The following is an 18893-nucleotide window of genomic DNA, read 5'->3' on the forward strand; positions in this document are numbered from 1 at the left end:
AACATTAGAATAGTCCTAAAAGGTGCATAATCGGGAAAACAAAAATCATGCTGTCAAATCGGTCCAAAATCCCGCCATGACCTGGTAAAATCTTGCCTGAATCTTTGACACCAAAATGACGTTTGAGGCTTGACTCGACGAGATCACCGAGCTGCCCAACAACTGAGAAAATCGCCACTAAAAGAATCATCTTGAAAATGTTTGTGTTAGGCGCAAGCTTTGGATACAAAAATATCATGATCAGCGCCACAACAATGGCAGAAATAACACCGCCAAGCGAGCCTTCAACTGTTTTATTTGGCGAGACACTAGGAATGAGCTTAGTTTTGCCGAGTTTTCGCCCGACAAAGTAAGCACCTGAATCCGTCGCCCACACGATAAATAATGCCATGAAAAAGATAAATAGGCTGCTAGCACGCGCCGCAAGGAGATTTTGAAAGCCGATGCCGATGTAAAACGCAGATAAAAACGGAAAACCGATGTCCTCAAACGTGTACTTGCCATTGGTAAAGACCATGATACCCATCATGATGAACAAAACTAGCGTAAACAAAGTCAAGTTGCTGTCCGTGCCTAGTTTTGGAAAATACTGTGTTGTTGGTAGGGAAAGTGCAAGCGCCGCAAGCGTTGCAAGAATTCCCTCAAATGACAAGATGTCAAGCTTGCGCATCTTGAACAGCTCACTCATCGCGATGATAACAAGCAGACCAACTAAAATCTGAAAAGGTGCGCCACCAAGGATGGCTAAGCCTAAAAATACTGCGCCTGCAACGACGCCTGTGATGATTCTCTGAGTCATTTTTTGATTCCTCCATATCTGCGGTCTCTTTTTTCAAATGCTGCAAACGCCAAGTCTAGCGCAGCATCATCAAAGTCTGGCCACAATGTTTCTGTAAAATATAATTCGCTATAAGCTGTCTGCCAAGGTAAAAAATTACTGAGACGGTGCTCACCAGATGTTCTGATAACAAAGTCAGGATTGCGGTATTCTGACGGCAAGTTAGCAGTCGTCAGATAGTCTTCAAAAACCTCTTTTGTAATCTCACTAGACATGAGCTGCCCTGTTTTTATCGCATCAGCAATCGCCTTTGTCGCGTCCAAAATCTCATCTTGACCACCGTAGTTCAGAGCTATATTTAGGATCATACCTGTATTATCAGCTGTATCAACCATGGCTTTATCAATTGATTTTAGTGTGGCTTTTGGCACGCCGTCACGTTTTCCAATCATTGATACACGGATATTTTCACGTTTGAGTGTTGGCACAAATTTTTCGTAAAAATCTATCGGCAAACTCATGATGAACTTAACCTCAGCTGCAGGTCGCGTCCAGTTTTCAGTCGAAAAAGCGTAGACTGTTAAGACTTTGACGCCACGATTTTGCGCGTGAATGGCGATATTTTGCAGTGCATCCAAGCCTGCTCTATGACCAAATACACGTGGTTTTCCTTGATTTTGTGCCCAACGGCCATTGCCATCCATGATGACAGCGACGTGTTTGGGAATATTTTTTTCTTGATTGGTCATGTTTCAGACTACCTCGTTAGTTTTAATGTAGCAAGTCGCCCTTTAATTTTACCATATTTTCACAACATTTTCACAAAAAAAATAAGCCACTAAGCTTATTTTATCTCAAACTTATTCAAAGGGTGAGTCTGCTTTGTCAGCAGTTTCAACAGCTGAGGCTGCGTCAGTTTTGGCATCAGCAATCACATCATCAACTCCTGAATCAGCAGCAGCGGGCGTTTTAACTGTTTTTACTGCAGCACGATCAAATGTCAAAATCACGCCTTCTGCGTCAAGTTCAACTGTTCCTTTAGCAGTGTCAACACTTGACAAAATACCGTGTAATCCGCCGATTGTCACGATTTCTGAGCCAGGTTGCATCGTATCAAGCTGTTCTTGACGTTTTGCAGCAGCTTTCTTTTGGTTACGTTGCATGAACCACATCATACCACCGAAAAGAACGATTAGAATTACAAATTGCATGTTTTTACCTCATTTATTTTTAGCTTAACTCATTATATCAAAATTTTTGAAATAAAAAAAGTACTACCCCTAGTACTTTTTTTCTGAAAGTTATGTGACGCGCACACACCCTCATTTGGGCTCACCAAATTTACCTTATGAATTTATTTTAGCTCACTTTTTTTGAGAATGCAAGAAAAGTGACTTTGTTTATTCTTTTTAATTAAACGTCTGAATCTTGCTTATTTTTAATAGAAATGTTATCATTTTAATAGAAAATATTTTATAAAAAAGGGAGTCTTTATGACCAGCTCAGAACTTAAAACCGCTGCACGGCGTGCCTTAAAGGACAATTTTGTCCAAAAAATGTTACTGATAATTTTACCTATCGCAATTACCGTTATCTCAAATCTATTTGTCAAAACAACTGGTAACTACCTGTCAGACCAGGTCACAGAGAAGGTCAAAGACAATGCAAGTTTGTCTGACGTCTTTAATATCCTGACAGATTCTTGGCAGATTTTACTTGGTGATCAGTTACTAAGCATTCTGATGTCGATTATCATTGCCATTTTCACTGCCTCAGCGATTTTCAACTATATCGAGATTTTCCGCGGTGAAAAAACGGAGATTAACTTGCTTTCTGATATATTACGCCCGTTTAGAGATGGCTCTTTTATCAAGATTGTACTCATTACGGTTATCATACAAGTTGTTTTGAAAATTTTATCATTTATTTTAGTTATCGGCTGGATTCCTGCGATTTTACTTGGATTTGGCTGGTCACAGGCCATCATGGTTCTGCATGACAAGCTTGAAACTGACAGCTACACAGGGGTTTGGAACGTACTTAGCACCTCTTACGATATGATGCGCGGCTACAAGTTTAAATATTTCTTGTTTAACTTGACTTTCATTGGTTGGATGATTTTGGCAGTATTTGCCTGGGGGCTCCCAAACATTTGGATCATGCCGTTTATGAACATGGCAATGGTTGCTTTCTACGAAGCACGAAAACAAGACCGCCTATAATCGCACAAAACAGCTTCGGCTGTTTTTTTCTGCCCATTTCGTGATAAAATTAAAGTTATGGATATGGAAATCAAAATTGGAAATGAAACCATCAAAAAATTGCAACTGTCAAGCATTGTCAAAAACCCCTACCAACCTAGGCTTAGTTTTGACCCAGAAAAGTTACAAGAATTAAGCGACTCTATCAAAGAAAATGGCGTTTTACAACCAATTATTGTCAGAAAGTCTAGTATTATCGGCTATGAGATTTTGGCGGGTGAACGCAGATTTCGTGCGTCAGAACTTGCAGGACTCTCTGAAATCCCAGCTATCATCAGAAATCTGACTGACGATGAGATGATGCTACTATCAATCCTAGAAAATCTTCAACGTGATGATTTGAGCCTACTTGACGAAGCGCGTAGTTTACAAAATCTATCTGAAAAGGGGGGTATGACGCATGCTGCTATTGCAAAAAAACTTGGTAAATCACGTCCTTACGTGACAAATCTGATCAGACTTTTGAGCCTGCCTGATTTAGTGTTACAGATGCTTGACGATCACAAGCTATCGCAAGCTCACGCGCGCCTTTTGATTACTTTAGACAATGAACAAGAGCAGATCAGTCTAGCTAAACGCATTTTTAATGAAAATATGTCCGTCAGAACACTTGAAAAATTGATAAATGCCTCTAAAACAAATCAAAATAATAAAAAAACGCCTGATATCTTTATCAAAGCAGCTGAGAAAAATTTAGCACAAACTCTTGGCAACCCTGTTACAATAACAGGTAAAAAAATTGAAATCAGCTATGATAACTTAGATGAACTCAATCGACTTATCCAGACAATCCTCCACAAATAATCCACAAATTATTTCACAAGGCCTTGGCAGGCTTTTTATTTTTCCATTGTTTTTTCCACAGATTTTCATCAATTCACATCTTGTGTATAAGTTATCCCCATCTGTGAACAAGTTGTTCTAATTACCTTTAAATAACACTTTTTTTTTGGATTCACCTGTGAAAAAGATAAAAATAAACTATTTTTATCCCCATTTTCCACAATCATGTGAATAACTTAATCACAGATTGTTGATTTTGGTTATTTTTTTACAAAAATTGTGGAAAACTTTCAATTAACATGATATAATTTTCTTATCCACAAGACTGTAGAAAGGAGTAAAATGACTTTAACACAAAATGAGCTCAAGTTCTGGGAACGGGTCAAAGAATTGGCGCAAAATAACCTTGGTCAATCACCTTATGACTATTTTATTGAACCTGCAAAATTACTCGAAATTACTGAAAATGATGCTAAAATTTACCTAGAGAGCGACTTGCACCGTGATTTTTGGAAAAAACAGGAAGATCTAATCAAAACTGCAGGTTTTGAAGTCTTAGGAGCGCCAATCAGTTTTTCACTTTATACAGCTGATGACATTGATCCAACTTTATATGATCGGGTTGAAGCAGCATCTATTGCCAGCGCTGAAGTGTCTGAAACCGCAACTTTTATCACAAAATCTGATGTCAAACTAAAAAATAGCCTCAACGACAAATATACCTTTAGCAACTTTGTCCAAGGTGACGGCAACCGCATGACCTTAGGCGCTGCTATTGCTGTTGCAAATGATCCAGGCGGCATGTACAATCCTCTCTTTATCTATGGGGGACCTGGCCTTGGTAAGACCCACTTGATGAACGCCATTGGCAATGAAATCTTGAGTACCAATCCAAATGCCCGTGTCAAATACGTCTCATCAGAAAATTTTGTCAATGACTACGTACAAAGTTCCCGAAAAAATCAGATGCAGGAATTCACAGATGAATATCGTACGCTTGACTTGCTTTTACTAGATGATATTCAGTTTTTTGCCAACAAAGAAGGTACGATCAATGAGTTCTTCCAGACTTTCAATACCTTGCATGATAAAGGGGCACAGATTGTCATCTCAAGTGACCGACCGCCGCTTGAGCTTAATGAATTTCAAGAGCGTCTCACATCTCGATTTGGCTGGGGGCTAACAACCGACATCACAGCGCCAAATTACGAAGACCGCATGGCAATTTTGCTCAATAAAGTTGACGAGATGGCAATCAAAGTGCCGTCAGAAACCCTATCTTATATTGCTAGCCGGATTGATTCTAATGTGCGCGATCTTGAAGGCGCACTGAAAAATCTCAAGTTCTATGCTGACACTTATCATGTTGAGACAATCAATGTTGACACAGCGGCAAAGGCACTAAATATGCTTGAGTCCGATAAACTCATGCACGACAGCGACATCTCATCAAGTAAGATTCAAGAGGAGGTCGCAAATTTTTACAAGATTTCTGTCGCAGATATGATTAGTAAAAAACGTCCCAAAGAAATCGCCTATCCGAGGCAAATTGCCATGTATCTGATCCGTGAGCTCACAAACAAGAGTCTTCCTGCTATTGGCAAGGAATTTGGCGGACGCGATCATACCACTGTCATGTATGCCCAGTCACAAATCTCTAAAAAAATGAAGACAGATACTCAACTTCAGAAAGAAATGGATACAATCAAATCAAATCTTCGTTGATTTTGTCTATTTTGTATTGTGGAGAATAGCTCGGCTTGTTCACAGCTTATTCAAACTTATCCACACATATTTTTATCTCGCATGACTTACTTATCCTGACTTATCCACACTATCCACAGCACCTATTACTATTACTATCTATATTTATTTAACTAATAAAAGAAAGAGCTCTCACAAATGATCAATTTTTCAATCAACAAAACGGCATTTCTCAATAACTTGAGAATTACAAAGCAAGCTATTTCTAGTAAAGTGGCAATTCCAACCCTGTCAAAAATCAAAATTGATGTCACAGAAGCAGGTATTACATTGACTGGATCAAATGGTCAAATCTCAATCGAAAATCATTTGTCAAAAGATGATGAAAATGCAGGTATGATCATCACAGAAGCAGGTAGTATCTTACTTGAAGCAGGATTTTTTGAAAGCGTCGTGACAAATTTACCTGAAATTTCTTTTGATTTTAAAGAAATTGAGCAAAATCAAGTGGTTCTGACGTCTGGTCAGTCTGAAATCACGCTCAAAGGCTTGGATGTTGAGATGTATCCGCGATTGCAAGACATGCCGACTGAAAATCCTTTAAAAATCAAGGCGGGTGTCTTAAAAGATATTTTCTCTGAAACAGCATTTGCCGTGTCAACACAGGAATCTCGTCCGATTTTGACGGGATTGCACTTGATTTTGAGCGACAACAAAGTACTCAAATCAGTCGCAACAGACTCACACAGGATGAGTCAGCGCGTGATTACGCTTGATAAATTGAGTGAAAATTTTGATCTGGTTTTACCAAATAAATCTGTTAATAGCTTCAAATCAGTTTTTACTGACGATGATAACGAGCTTGACATCTTCTTTTCAAGCAATCAAATCCTCTTTCGAAATGACACGGTTTCATTTTACACGCGTCTTGTTGAAGGAAATTATCCTGATACAGACCGCTTGATTCCCTCAACCGACGATTATACGCTTGATTTGACCTTTGACGTTGCAAATCTTCGTCACACCATGGACCGCGCTAAATTGCTCTCTAGTGCGACGACAAACGGTACTGTTAAATTGACCGTGACTTCTGACAAGGTGATTGCGACGGTTAATTCACCAGAGGTCGGATCAGTTCATGAAGAAATCACCCCCCTTGCTAAATCTGGTGACGATCTTGTGATTTCCTTTAATCCACAGTATATGATTGATGCTTTAAAAGTCATCAACGAGCCTGAAGTTCGGATTCGCTTTATCTCAGGTGTGCGGCCATTTACCTTGGTCCCTAAGAGCGATACGCTTGATTTTGTGCAACTGGTCACACCGGTTCGTACCAACTAATGTTATAATAGACCGAGAGGTCTATTTTTTTATGAAAATTATCCACACTGATATTTATGGCGATTTGACGTCTTTTTTGGTTGATGAGGCGCGTGAACACCTGTCTCATGGTCGCAAAATTTTCTACATCGTACCATCATCTCTATCTTTTGAAAAGGAAAAAGAGATATTGACGCGTTTCAATGCGGGCAAGGACACTGCTCTGTTTGACTTGACAGTGACACGTCTCAAACAGCTTCCCTGGTATTTTGATAAGGGAGTAGAAAGTGTGCGACCTAGTCTATCAAACGTCGGCATCGCCATGCTCATGCGTCAGACCTTGAAACATTTGTCTGATGCGGCTATTCCAACTTACAGGTTTATGCGAGATAAACAAGGCTTTATCGACCAATTAGTGGCACTTTATACAGAATTAACGCAGTCAAATTTGACTTCTGAAGACTTGCTTTTGGCGCAAAATACACCTAAGAATAAAGAAATAAAAACCATTTTTGATGCCTTTGAAGCAGAACTTGGTGCATTTTCAAATGATAATAAACTGCAACAATTCATTGACAAGGTTGTTGACGATAGGTTTACAAGTGATTTACAGGATTATGTTTTGGTGATTGATGGTTATTCCCGTTTTTCAGCTGAGGAGATGACCTTGATTGATGTCTTGTCAACGCGCGTATCAGAGATTGTCATCGGTGTATATACGTCTAATAAAGCGTTATCTGCTACTTTTTTAGAGGGAAATGTCTATCAACAATCAGTCGAGTTGATTAGAAACTTACAAGAAAATTATCTAGTTGATTTGATTGACAAGACTGTCAATCAAGTTGACACAACATTTACAAACCTATCACGATTGATGGAAAAGGAGTCTGATTTTACGATTTCTGATGATGATAAACTAAGTACACATGAGGGTCTTGAAATCTGGCAAGTTGTCAACCATAAAGAAGAAATTGAGCATGTGGCAAAGCAAATCCGTCAGTTACTCGAACAAGGTATCAAATATCAGGAGATTTTGGTTTTACTAGGAGATGTTGCTGGTGATGCCATTTTACTGCCGGAGATTTTCAAGACTTATCAGATTCCATTTTTCTATGCCAAAGAAAAGGCGATGAAGGATCATCCGCTGATTGTTTTGATTGAATCTTTACTCAAAATTAAGACCAATCATTTTCAGTTGAGTGATGTGCTAAACTTGCTTAAAACGCAGTTATATACCTCTGATGAGATAAGTTTACAGGATATTTACAGCTTTGAGTATTATAGTTTACAGCACAATATTCGTGGTCGCCGTCAATTTGAGCAGACTTTTGAAGGCAAAAATGCTGAAAAAGTACGCAGTTTACTTGTGGGAAAAGGTTCACCTTTACAAGTACTTTTGACAAGCAAAGCGCAAAAAGGTCAAAAGTGGTTAGAAAAAATCCAAACTTTTTTGGAAAATGGCCAAGTCAAATCACAAATCGAACAGCTTTATTTTCGAGATGAGGCGACAAATAACTTTGAAAAGTCGTCAGAACATCTGGAAGTTTGGAAACATCTGATGAATGTACTGGAAGAATTCACAGCTGTTTTTGGACTGGAAACACTTTCTAGTACAGACTTTTTAGAAATCATAAGTGCTGGGATTAAAAATGCTGCTTATCGCCTTGTGCCTTCAAATGTTGACGTTGTGCAGGTTAAATCTTACGAATTGGTCGAGCCGCGTTCAGCCAGATATGTTTTTGCAATTGGTTTGACGCAGTCAAATTTTCCCAAACAGACGCAAAATCTCAGCCTTTTATCAGACGAAGAACGTGCTTCTATCAATGAGAAGTTAGCAGAGTCTGACCAAGTTAAGTTTATAGACGAACCTGCTTTTATCAATCACAAGAAAAATAGCTTTACAGCGCTGCAACTTTTTAACGCAGCCACGGAAAAGCTAGTTTTATCTACACCACAGATTTATGAGAATGAACAAAGTGAGCTGTCACAATATCTGCAGTTTCTAGTTGACTACGGTGTCAAGCCGACTGTCAAGTATGGTGTCAATTTGGTTGACAGTGTGTCACAGATTGGTAACTATGCAGGATTGTTATCAAATCTAGGTGCAATTGAGCGGCAGCTGACCTTGCCAGACCAACCTGAAACCAATCGGTCATTTTGGCTGAGTTTATTTAGGATCATGTCTAAACAAGAAGATTATCGAGGGGTATTTAGCGCAGCTAATGCCGATCACTTACAAGTGCGACAGCTTGATGAACAGGTTATTTCAGCACTTTATCCAAGTCATCTAAATGCGTCGGTGTCAAGTTTTGAGAATTTCTATAACTGTGAATATCAATATTTTCTAAACAACACTTTACATGTCCATGAGTTTGAAAAAATTGATTTGGATGCTAGAATTTCTGGTTCTTATTTTCATGAAGTTTTTGAAAAAGTCATGCGGGATACGTTGACGAGCAAAGCTGATTTTCAATATGTGTTGACACGAAGTTTACAAGAGGTTGACAGTAAGTATCAAGCCTTTTTCACACGAGATGCGACAAGTGCCTATACTTGGAAAAAATTACAAGAAATCATTAGGCAAACGGCGACTATGCTTGAAAAAACAGTTGGCAATGCAGGTGTCAATTCACTTGCTTTTGAGCAGGGGTTTGGCTTTGAAGGCTCGACCCTTGACACCTATCAAGTTGTTTTACAGGATAAAAAAACGCTGAACATCCGTGGTATGATTGACCGTGTCGACCAGATTTTCGGGACGCTTGGCGCTGTTGACTATAAATCTGGTGATAAGCGGTTCGACTTGCAGGCAGCTTACGATGGGACGAGTTTGCAGTTTTTGACCTATCTGGATATTTTACGTCAAAATACGCGCAAATTTGAAAATAGCGAGAACATTTGGGGGGCACTATATCTGCATCTCCAGAACCCGACGCACGCACTCAAAGACTTGAAAACACTAGATGAACTACCAACTGCTTTGAAAAATGAGATGAAATATACCGGATTTTTCACTGATACGCTGGCGAGCCATCTAAAAGATAATTTTGATGATTTATTTGATCTGGGGCAGTTCAAAAAAGATGGAGAACCGTATGCAAGTAACCAGAATTTCTATACGGGGTCAGAAATTTCAGGCATGATTGCGCATAATGAGACTTTGTATAAAAATGCAGGTGAAAAATTACTTGCGGGTACTATCAATATCAACCCAACTGTTGTCAAGCACGACGTCAGAGGATGTCAATTTTGTAAGTTTAAGTCTATCTGCGGTTTTGAGTCAGATGTGCATATGGGATATGGCCGTCAGATTCAGCTGAAAACAAAGGATGAGATCAAAGAGGCGTTACAAGCTGAGCTAGTAGAAATAAAGAAAGGGGATGAGTAGCAAGATGCAAGATAAAACAGAACTTGAAATTGCAACATTGCAGCAAGCTGAAGCTGGTAAAGCACTACCGAAAACACCTGAACAGATTGAAGCAATTTACAGAACAGATACTAATATCCTCGTTTCAGCATCTGCTGGATCGGGTAAGACATTTGTCATGACAGAACGGATTATTTACCTGATTTTAAGCGGCGTCAGGCTCAAAAATCTCTTTATTTCGACCTTTACAAACAAGGCAGCTGCCGAGTTAAAAACAAGATTGGACAAGAAAATTCGTGAAAGGCGTATTGAGACAAGTGACTTTGAACAGAAGCGTCTGTTGACAACCGCTTTACAAGATCTGTCAACTGCTGACATTGGAACAATGGATAAGTTTACACTGAAATTTTTGAAGGAAAATTTCTATCTTAAGAAATTGGATCCAACATTTAGGCTTTTAGTTGATAAAACTGAGCAGGATTTGATAAAACGAAGCATTTTTGATGCACTCGTCGAACGTCATTTGTCTTCTGATGGACTGACTGAAGATGACTCAGAAAATTCATTGCTATTAAGTAAATCTCGCTTCATTGCTGTCATGAAAAATTTCTCGTCAGACCGAAAAATTGACGGATTTTATACCGTTTTAGATAAAATCAATACATTTGCAGACAGTCTTGAAAATCCCGTAGATTGGCTGGGAAATGGCTTTCTAACAGGATTTGCGACGTTTGCAACTTTTTCTGACTTACCTGATAGGTTTACAGCAGGTTTACAGGAAAGTTTACACACAATTTATCAGGCTGTTATGGATAATCTGGCGTCAGGCTTGATCACTGGTAAGGCAAAGATAGAAAACGCTGAAAATTTTCTGGGAAATTTTGAGTTTCTGATAGACTGTCTTACAAGTAAAGACTATCAAAAGTTTGCGATGCTTTACAAGGACATGAAGTTTCAGTTTGTCCCAAATGCGAATAATAAGGAAAATCGAGATGAGGCATTAGAAGCTCAAAAAGCTGCGCTTAAAAGCCTAGTCACTGAAAATAAAAACACGCTTGATCAGTTTATAGACGCCGTTCGTCATCAGGATATCATCGAAAAATATCATGCGGCAGCACACGAGTTGACAGCAGATTTACAGATCATTGCGCAGGCATTTTACGCGGCCTATCATGCGTATAAGCTCAAAAATGCGAGCTTGGAGTATGCAGATGTGACACATCTGACCATCGAGATTTTGCAAGAAAATGAGGTTTTGAGAAAGGTTTATCAAAGCCAGTATTTTGAGGTCATGGTGGATGAGTATCAGGATACCAACCACTTGCAAGAGGCAATGCTAACGCTGTTATCAAACGGAAAAAATCGGTTTATGGTGGGGGATGTTAAGCAGTCAATCTATGGGTTTAGGCTTGCAGACCCGTCAATTTTTATGGCAAAATATGAAGGTTATCAAACAGAAAATGCTGATGGTAAACTCATCAGACTCAAGGAAAACTTCCGTTCGCGTCCAGAGGTGATTGATTTTACCAATCAGATTTTCAAGCATCTCATGGATAAATCAATCGGTGAGATGACTTATGGTGCTGAAGAAGCACTTGTTGTCGGTAACAAATCGCTCGCTGAAACGGATGAAAAAATTGATCTGACGGCGGAGCTTTTGATTTACAAAGATGAGAAAGAAAGGTCGTCAGATTCTGACGAAAATCTTTCATCAGGTGAGCTTATGATGACTGCAAAAGCAATCAGGGAGCTCGCAGATCAGGGCGCAAGCTATGAAGACATGGTGATTCTCGTCAGAAGTAAGACTAATAACGCTGAGATTGAGCGCGTTTTGCAGTCTTTTGACATCCCTGTCGTGCTTGACGAAGGCAAGATGAACTACTTGCAATCGCTGGAAGTCCTTGTCATGTTAGACGTTTTGCGCGCCATTGACAATCCGCTTTTTGATAAGTCGTTTGTGGCCCTGCTCAAGTCGCCTTTGTTTTACTTTACGGAAAATGAGCTAGCAATTATCAGTTTGCAGGCATCAAATGACCTGACTTTTTATGAAAAATATCAACAAACACTTCAAAAAACAGGTCTTAACTCTGACTTGGTTGACAGCACTCTAAGCGCTAAGTTAGTACATTTAGACAATATTTTGATAGAATGGTGTCAACTAGCGCGTCAAGATAGTTTACACAGTTTGATCTGGCAGATTTACCGTGAGACGCACTATTATGACTATATTGGTGGTATGAAAAATGGTCAGCAGCGTCAAGCTAATCTTGCAGCGCTTGCTGAACGTGCTGCAAGCTATGAATCATCAGGCTACAAAGGTCTTTACCAGTTTATTCAGATGATTGACAGCTTCATGTCAACTCAAAATGATCTAGTTTCTGTCAATGTTGCCCTACCATCAAACGCCGTGCGGGTCATGACGATTCACAAGTCTAAAGGACTGGAATTTCCCTACGTCTTTATCTTAAATGTCAACAAAAAATTCAACACCAAAGACTTGTCATCACCTCTTATTTTATCTCGGGAAAATGGTGCAGGCATCCAGTTTACAGCAGATTTTAAATCAGAAATAGAGACTGAATTTCCTTACGCACTTGTCAAAATGACAACGCTGCCGCACATGGCAAACGCACTTGAAAAGGAATACCAAGCGCTAGCTGAGGAGATGCGAATGCTCTACGTCGCTCTAACACGTGCTGTCAAAAAGATTTACATTATCGGTAAAATTGATGCCAAAAAACTTGACGAAGACAATCTCTTGCTGGATTATCAAACAGCTACTTTTGATAAAAATGGCATCTTAGATAACCATTTCAGGCAGTCTCATCAAGGCTATCAGAACTGGATTTTAGGGATTTATCACGCGCTTACAATCAAGTCAGAGCTAGGGATGACACTCAAAGTCGTCTCGCAAGATTCTCTGCAAGATATGATCCCGTCAGATTTTAAAAAAGCTAAAAGTTTTGAAGAACTGCTGATAGAGTCACAAAAATTTGATGACATCATGGAGACGATTGATGACGTCAAAACTGCTAAGAAAATACTTGATTCAACAGATGTTTTAAACCAAAAGTATGCTGCTGGCATTAACTTGCCGACAATCCAGACACCTAGTCAGATCAAAAAGCGCTATGAGCAGTTGCTGCCAGAGTCAGAGGTTAGCGTTCAAACGCACCAAAAATATTCACAGTTTGAGTTCATTAAGACGGATAAAAAAGTGTCACCGACTGAGCTCGGCTCCGCAGTCCATGAGTTCATGCAAATCTTGAATTTTTCTGATGTTTCACGTGAAACACTTGAAGCGACACGTCAGAAACTCTCCGTCAGAGATGAGGTCAAGACGAAGATTGATTTGAAGCAGATTTTGAGTTTATTTGACACTGAATTTGGTCAGATGATGGTTGAAAATGCTGCTGATATGACACGTGAGGCACCTTTTTCGATGCTGAAAACAGATGAGGTATCAGGTGAACAGTACGTTATCCGCGGGATTATCGATGGCTACCTCAAAAGAGATGACAAACTCATCCTTTTTGACTATAAGACAGACCACTTTACAGATCTCACTGCCATTTCTGAGATAAAAGTGCGCTACGAGACGCAGATGGCGCTTTATGCTGAGAGTCTGAGCAAGGCTTTTTCGACGGACACTGTCGATAAATACTTGATTTTGCTGGGCGGACCAGACAAGGTTTATATCGAGAGATTATAAAAAGAGCCTTGGCTCTTTTTATTTTATAGTAACTCTCGGATGTTTTTCATCCTGAAAATGCTGAAAAATGTTGCAGCACCGGCTGCTGTCAAAAGTAAGAGTTCAATGAGTTGCAGGACGCGATGCTCAGAAACATCAAATAGCTTTTTTCCAAGTAAAACAACTGCGGACATGACTAAAATTGCTAACCAAAATCGCAAGTTTAGGACTTGTTTTGGTAAACGACGCCTGTAACTTTGATAAGCAACTAAGACGATGAGCAAGCTAATCAGACTTGAAATGGACGCACCAGCAAGGCCAAATGTAACTGTCAGCGGATAGACAAGCAGTAATTTGAAAAGGAGGCCAACTAATAAAATAGCGCCAGATATTTTATGATGACCGCGCAGAAATAACTCATGATGTGCGAGTTGAATCATGGAAATAATCGGAATTTGCATGATAAAAAGCTGTAAACTCAGCGCTTGCGTATGACTTTTGAACAACACGTCATTCATCTCAGGCAGCACTAAAACTAACCCGACAGTCAGGGCGATAGACAAGTAAGTAACAGCATCGACAATCTGTTTTGAAATGTGACCTCCTTGAGTCATTTTTGGTAAGGCATCTGTCAAAATAGCTGTCGTAATGACAAGCCCCAGCTGTAAAAATGGCTGTCCGCGATCATAAATGCCTTTCAAAATTTCAGCATGGCTAGATGAAATGCCAGAGTGAACGAGTGCATTTTTGACGAAAAAGACGTCAACCATTTGAAAAATCAGCATGTAAATCATGAAAAAAGTAAAAATCAGTGAAGCGAGTCCAAATTTACGGATAATCTCTTTTTTCATCTGCCAGTCTGTCAAGTCTGTAAACAAACCTTTGAACTTGAAATTTGTTGATCTGATCAGATAGATAAGGGCAGCAAGCCCACCGATAAATGAACCAAGCATGGCTAAAAAAGAAATGGTGTAAACATCATCTGTCAACCGTGTAAACATAAATGCTGCTAGAATAATCAAAACAACGCGTACCACCTGTTCAACCATCTGTGAAATCGCGCTTTTAGTCATGTCGTTTTTTGACTGAGCAAGCCCACGATAGAGCGATAGAAAAGGCACAAGGATAATCGGTGAAATTGCCATCAATAGTGGCAGTGCTAACTTTGGCTGCCCCATCAACTGTGCCAAAGGTTGACACAAGATTGACAGGAGGATCACACTTGCGAGTGAAAATAAGAAAGAAGTCTGGAAAAATTGTTGTGTCTCCCTTTTTTTTATCATCTCGTCAGCTTCTTGCGATGTATGCCGTAAACTTGAGAGAAAGTTTGGCAAAGCGACCAACGACAAAGTTGTGATGATTGAATAAAACGGATAAACTTGTTGGAAGGCGTAGAAGCCTTTGTCACCCACCATATTTTGATATGGGAAACGATAAAGTGCAGCCAGAATTTTTGATAAAAATCCGACTAATGTCAGTACCCCTGCGCCACTAATCAGCGTTTTTTTCATGTGTCTTCTCATCTCTTATTTGACTTAGGCGTTCAGTAAATGACATGATTTCTGACAAAATAGTTGCTTCTGATACGCGTCTGACGTCAAAACGGATAGTCATTGTGCCACGTTCTTCACCTATTTTTGCTTTCAGGCTAGTTTTTGACAGTGCATCAAAATAGTCCTGAGGCATGAATATGTTTACAGCTGCTTTACTCATCGTGTAAACAACGTTGACAGGTATCTTGTCAACACTGTCAACTAAAGCATTATCAGCAAAGTATTTGAGTAGACCGATTTCCAGCAAATAAGCAACCGTATCAGGATATTCACCAAATCGGTCAATCAACTCATCTTGTAAATCTTGGTAATAAACACGGCTTTCAATTTCACGGATTCGTTTGTAGATTTCGATTTTTTGGCGTTGATCAGAAATGTAATCTGACGGCAGGAATGCATCAATTCCCAGATTGATTTCAGTGTTACTTTTATGACTTTTCTTGGATTTGCCAAGGCGTTTATTAACCGCTTCTTCCAGTAGCTGTGTGTAAAGATCAAAGCCAATCGAGTCTATAAAACCTGATTGTTCGGCGCCAAGCAGATTTCCCGCGCCACGAATAGACAAGTCGCGCATGGCAATCTTGAAGCCAGAGCCTAATTCTGTAAAGCCTTTAATCGCATCAAGGCGTTTTTCGGAAACGTCAGACAGGGATTTCTCAGGTTGGTACATAAAGTAGGCGTAAGCCACACGGTTTGACCTGCCAACACGACCACGCAGCTGATAGAGCTGAGATAACCCCATACGATCAGCATTTTCGACAAATAGGGTATTGGCGTTTGGAATATCAACCCCTGTCTCAATAATCGTCGTTGATACAAGCACGTCGTAGTCACCGTTGATAAAATCAAGCAGCGTATTCTCCAGCTGCACCTCGCTCATCTGACCGTGGATATAGCTCACCCTAGCTTCTGGAATCATCTCAGAAATCTGCGAAACTTTCTGCTCAATGGTGTCAACACGGTTGTAAACGTAGAAAACCTGACCGCCACGAGAAATCTCACGTAGCACAGCGTCACGTAAAACACCATAGTTTGTCTCCATGACATAAGTTTGCACAGGATAACGGTTGGTCGGCGGTGTTTCAATAACAGACAAATCACGAATCCCCATCATGGACATGTGTAAGGTCCGAGGGATTGGCGTCGCAGTCAGCGTCAAAACGTCCACCTGTGTTTTCAGCGCTTTGAGCCGTTCCTTATGCTTAACACCAAATCGCTGTTCTTCATCGATGATCATCAGGCCAAGGTCGAAAAATTCAATGTCTTTTGACAGCAAACGGTGGGTACCAATGATCAGGTCAATCCGATCTTTTTTGAGTTTATCGATAATGTCAGACTGTTCTTTTTTCGTCTGAAAACGTGACATGACAGCGACATTTACACCAAAATCGTTAAAACGCTCCAGAAAATTATTGTAATGCTGCTCAGCAAGGACAGTCGTTGGCACTAATATAGCGACTTGTTTATGGTCATTGATAGCCTTAAAAGCTGCGCGCATGGCAACTTCGGTCTTTCCAAAGCCAACGTCACCGACCAGCAAGCGATCCATCGGCCGCGGCCGTTCCATGTCTTTTTTGATCTCAACAATAGAGCGCAGTTGATCGTCAGTCTCTGTGTAGGCAAATGCCTGATCAAACTCAAGTTGATTGTCATCATCATATGAGAACGCGTAGCCTTTTTGACTCTCACGCGCGGCATAGAGTTTGATGAGATCCTCAGAAATGTCCTCAATTTGCTTGCTGACACTTGCGACAGTCCGACGCCATCTGCCATCGTTTAACTTATTAACTTTCGGCGGTTTTCCTTCACCTGCTGAATACTTGGTTAGCAGCTCAACCTGATCAACAGGAATCGAAATGGTGTCGTTATTTTGATATTGAATGGTTAGATAATCACGATGAATCCCAGATATTTCTATCGTTTCAAGACCCAGATATTTCCCGATACCGTGCGTCTGATGGACGACATAGTCACCTATTTCAAGCTCATTGTAGTCTTTTAAGCGTTCGGCATTTGTGATATTTAGCCGCTTCGTTCGGCGTTTTTTTGTCTTGCCAAAGATTTCGTTTTCTGTGATAATAGCGATCTTCTCGTTAAGAAGATTAAAGCCATTCGTTAGATTGAGGTTGACAATGTTGACTGCATTTACTTGAATCTCAGTAAGAGTTGACAGTGTAAACGTCATGTCAAGCTCCTGTAAAGCAGTTGACAGCTTATCTTGCTTTTCTTTTGAGACTGCGAGAATGACCGTGTAGTCTGACTTCGCAAATCTTTCAAGTTCTGCTTGAAGTAAAGGCAGCTGACCAAAAAATCCCTGCATACTATGCTGATTAAAATTCTGCAATTGATCAAACTTGAGATTTCCAAGTCCTTTTTGAAAATTTGAGAAAAATGTCGCAGGTTTATAATTTCTTAGTTTGTGGCTATTGTCAGCAATGTAGCTCATGTTATCAATTGAGCGGTCGAGCAACTTTTCTGACAAGATAAATTCGCCAGTTTCCTGTGTGATTCGATGTGTCATTTCAGTGATTTTTTGAAAATCATCGATGAAAATTGGCACATTTTTAGGTAAATAATCAAACAATGTCCACTGCTTTTCATAGAAAAACTCGCTGAATTTTCTCAGATCAGGATGGTAGTTATGATGCTTAGCTGCTGCAATGATTTCAGCAAAATAAGACGATGCCTTGTCAGTTAAACCTGTCTGATTTGACAAAAATAAAGCACCACGTTCAAAGTCATCAGGCGTCAAAATAAAGTCTGATGACGGTTTAATCGAAATCGTTTCAAGCTGTTCAAGCGAAAGCTGACTTTCTGCAGAAAAATACCTGATGCCATCAATCTCATCACCAAAAAACTCAATTCTGACAGGATTTTCAGCATCAAGAGGGTATATATCTAAAATATCCCCACGTTTTGAAAATTCACCAGGACTCATGACGCGTTGCGTTTTCTCAAAACCAATAGTTGACAGCTGGTTGACAAGACTGTCAACGTCGAAGTCTTGTCCCACCGTAAAGGTCAGATTAAAGGCTTGAAAATTTTTAGGATTTGGCAGTAATTGGCGTAAAGCAAAAATAGGGATGATCAGAAAACCATCCGCATTTTTATCTTGTAAAAAACTTAGCGCATCCAGTCGATAAGCCAGGCGTTCTTTACTTGCAATCGCATACTCAGCAAAAATATTGTCATCAGAAAAGTATTGAAACACTTTTTCCTCTGATACAAACTCAGCCAAATCGCTGTAAAGCTCACTTGCATGGTACTGGCTATCCGTGACGATAATATATTTATCCGGCTGATTGACATAGGCTGCAGCCATTAGCATGGCTTTAAAAGTGCCCTGAACGCCTGTAAAAAGTGTTCGGGATAGATTGTTAAAATCACGCTGCCAACTTGCAAGCGCACGGTTACCATCAAGTAAATCTGTTAGTTTCAT

At 39.9% G+C, this 18893-nt stretch carries 11 protein-coding genes; 6 read left to right on the top strand and 5 right to left on the bottom strand.

The genetic code is table 11. From position 1 onward, the window contains the following. Positions 1–4: 4 nt before the first annotated feature. From Hs20B_RS04530 to yajC, 3 genes are all read right to left on the bottom strand, one after another. The gene (locus Hs20B_RS04530; RefSeq protein ID WP_172356052.1) at positions 5–799 is read right to left on the bottom strand and encodes a phosphatidate cytidylyltransferase; all 795 of its coding nucleotides are present in this window, start codon (positions 797–799) and stop codon (positions 5–7) included. After that, on the bottom strand, positions 796–1527 hold the full coding sequence (uppS, locus tag Hs20B_RS04535) for an undecaprenyl pyrophosphate synthase (RefSeq protein WP_172356054.1): 732 nt from the start codon (positions 1525–1527) through the stop codon (positions 796–798). Before uppS ends, Hs20B_RS04530 begins: the two co-directional genes overlap by 4 nt. A gap of 111 nt (positions 1528–1638) precedes the next feature. Then, positions 1639–1989, bottom strand: coding sequence for a preprotein translocase subunit YajC (gene yajC / locus Hs20B_RS04540; RefSeq protein ID WP_172356056.1), 351 nt, complete (start codon positions 1987–1989; stop codon positions 1639–1641). 282 nt (positions 1990–2271) lie between these two features. Here yajC and Hs20B_RS04545 point away from each other — a divergent pair, with 282 nt between their 5' ends. From Hs20B_RS04545 to addA, 6 genes are all read left to right on the top strand, one after another. After that, positions 2272–3000, top strand: a complete 729-nt coding sequence (locus Hs20B_RS04545; RefSeq protein ID WP_172356058.1) for a DUF975 family protein — start codon at positions 2272–2274, stop codon at positions 2998–3000. A gap of 57 nt (positions 3001–3057) precedes the next feature. Further along, positions 3058–3843 carry a ParB/RepB/Spo0J family partition protein gene (locus tag Hs20B_RS04550; protein ID WP_371863842.1) on the top strand — a complete coding sequence of 262 codons (786 nt, stop codon included), beginning with the start codon at positions 3058–3060 and terminating at the stop codon, positions 3841–3843. Between the two features lie 321 nt (positions 3844–4164). Further along, the gene (gene dnaA / locus Hs20B_RS04555) at positions 4165–5547 is read left to right on the top strand and encodes a chromosomal replication initiator protein DnaA (RefSeq protein WP_172356060.1); all 1383 of its coding nucleotides are present in this window, start codon (positions 4165–4167) and stop codon (positions 5545–5547) included. A 177-nt stretch (positions 5548–5724) separates the two neighbouring features. Then, complete coding sequence (dnaN, locus tag Hs20B_RS04560) at positions 5725–6867, top strand: DNA polymerase III subunit beta (protein WP_172356062.1); 1143 nt, start codon at positions 5725–5727, stop codon at positions 6865–6867. A 31-nt stretch (positions 6868–6898) separates the two neighbouring features. Further along, positions 6899–10231, top strand: coding sequence for an ATP-dependent nuclease subunit B (gene rexB, locus Hs20B_RS04565; RefSeq protein WP_172356064.1), 3333 nt, complete (start codon positions 6899–6901; stop codon positions 10229–10231). Positions 10232–10235: 4 nt separating this feature from the next. Further along, entirely contained in the window at positions 10236–13922 is a 3687-nt protein-coding gene (gene addA / locus Hs20B_RS04570) for a helicase-exonuclease AddAB subunit AddA (protein ID WP_172356066.1), read from the top strand. Positions 13923–13945: 23 nt separating this feature from the next. Here addA and Hs20B_RS04575 read toward each other — a convergent pair whose 3' ends face one another. Then, positions 13946–15412: an oligosaccharide flippase family protein gene (locus Hs20B_RS04575; RefSeq protein WP_172356068.1), complete on the bottom strand. Its 1467-nt coding sequence runs from the start codon at positions 15410–15412 to the stop codon at positions 13946–13948. Further along, the gene (gene mfd / locus Hs20B_RS04580) at positions 15393–18893 is read right to left on the bottom strand and encodes a transcription-repair coupling factor (RefSeq protein WP_172356070.1); all 3501 of its coding nucleotides are present in this window, start codon (positions 18891–18893) and stop codon (positions 15393–15395) included. Before mfd ends, Hs20B_RS04575 begins: the two co-directional genes overlap by 20 nt.

It is taken from the genome of Pseudolactococcus insecticola (assembly GCF_011170065.1).
GTDB lineage: Bacteria > Bacillota > Bacilli > Lactobacillales > Streptococcaceae > Pseudolactococcus > Pseudolactococcus insecticola.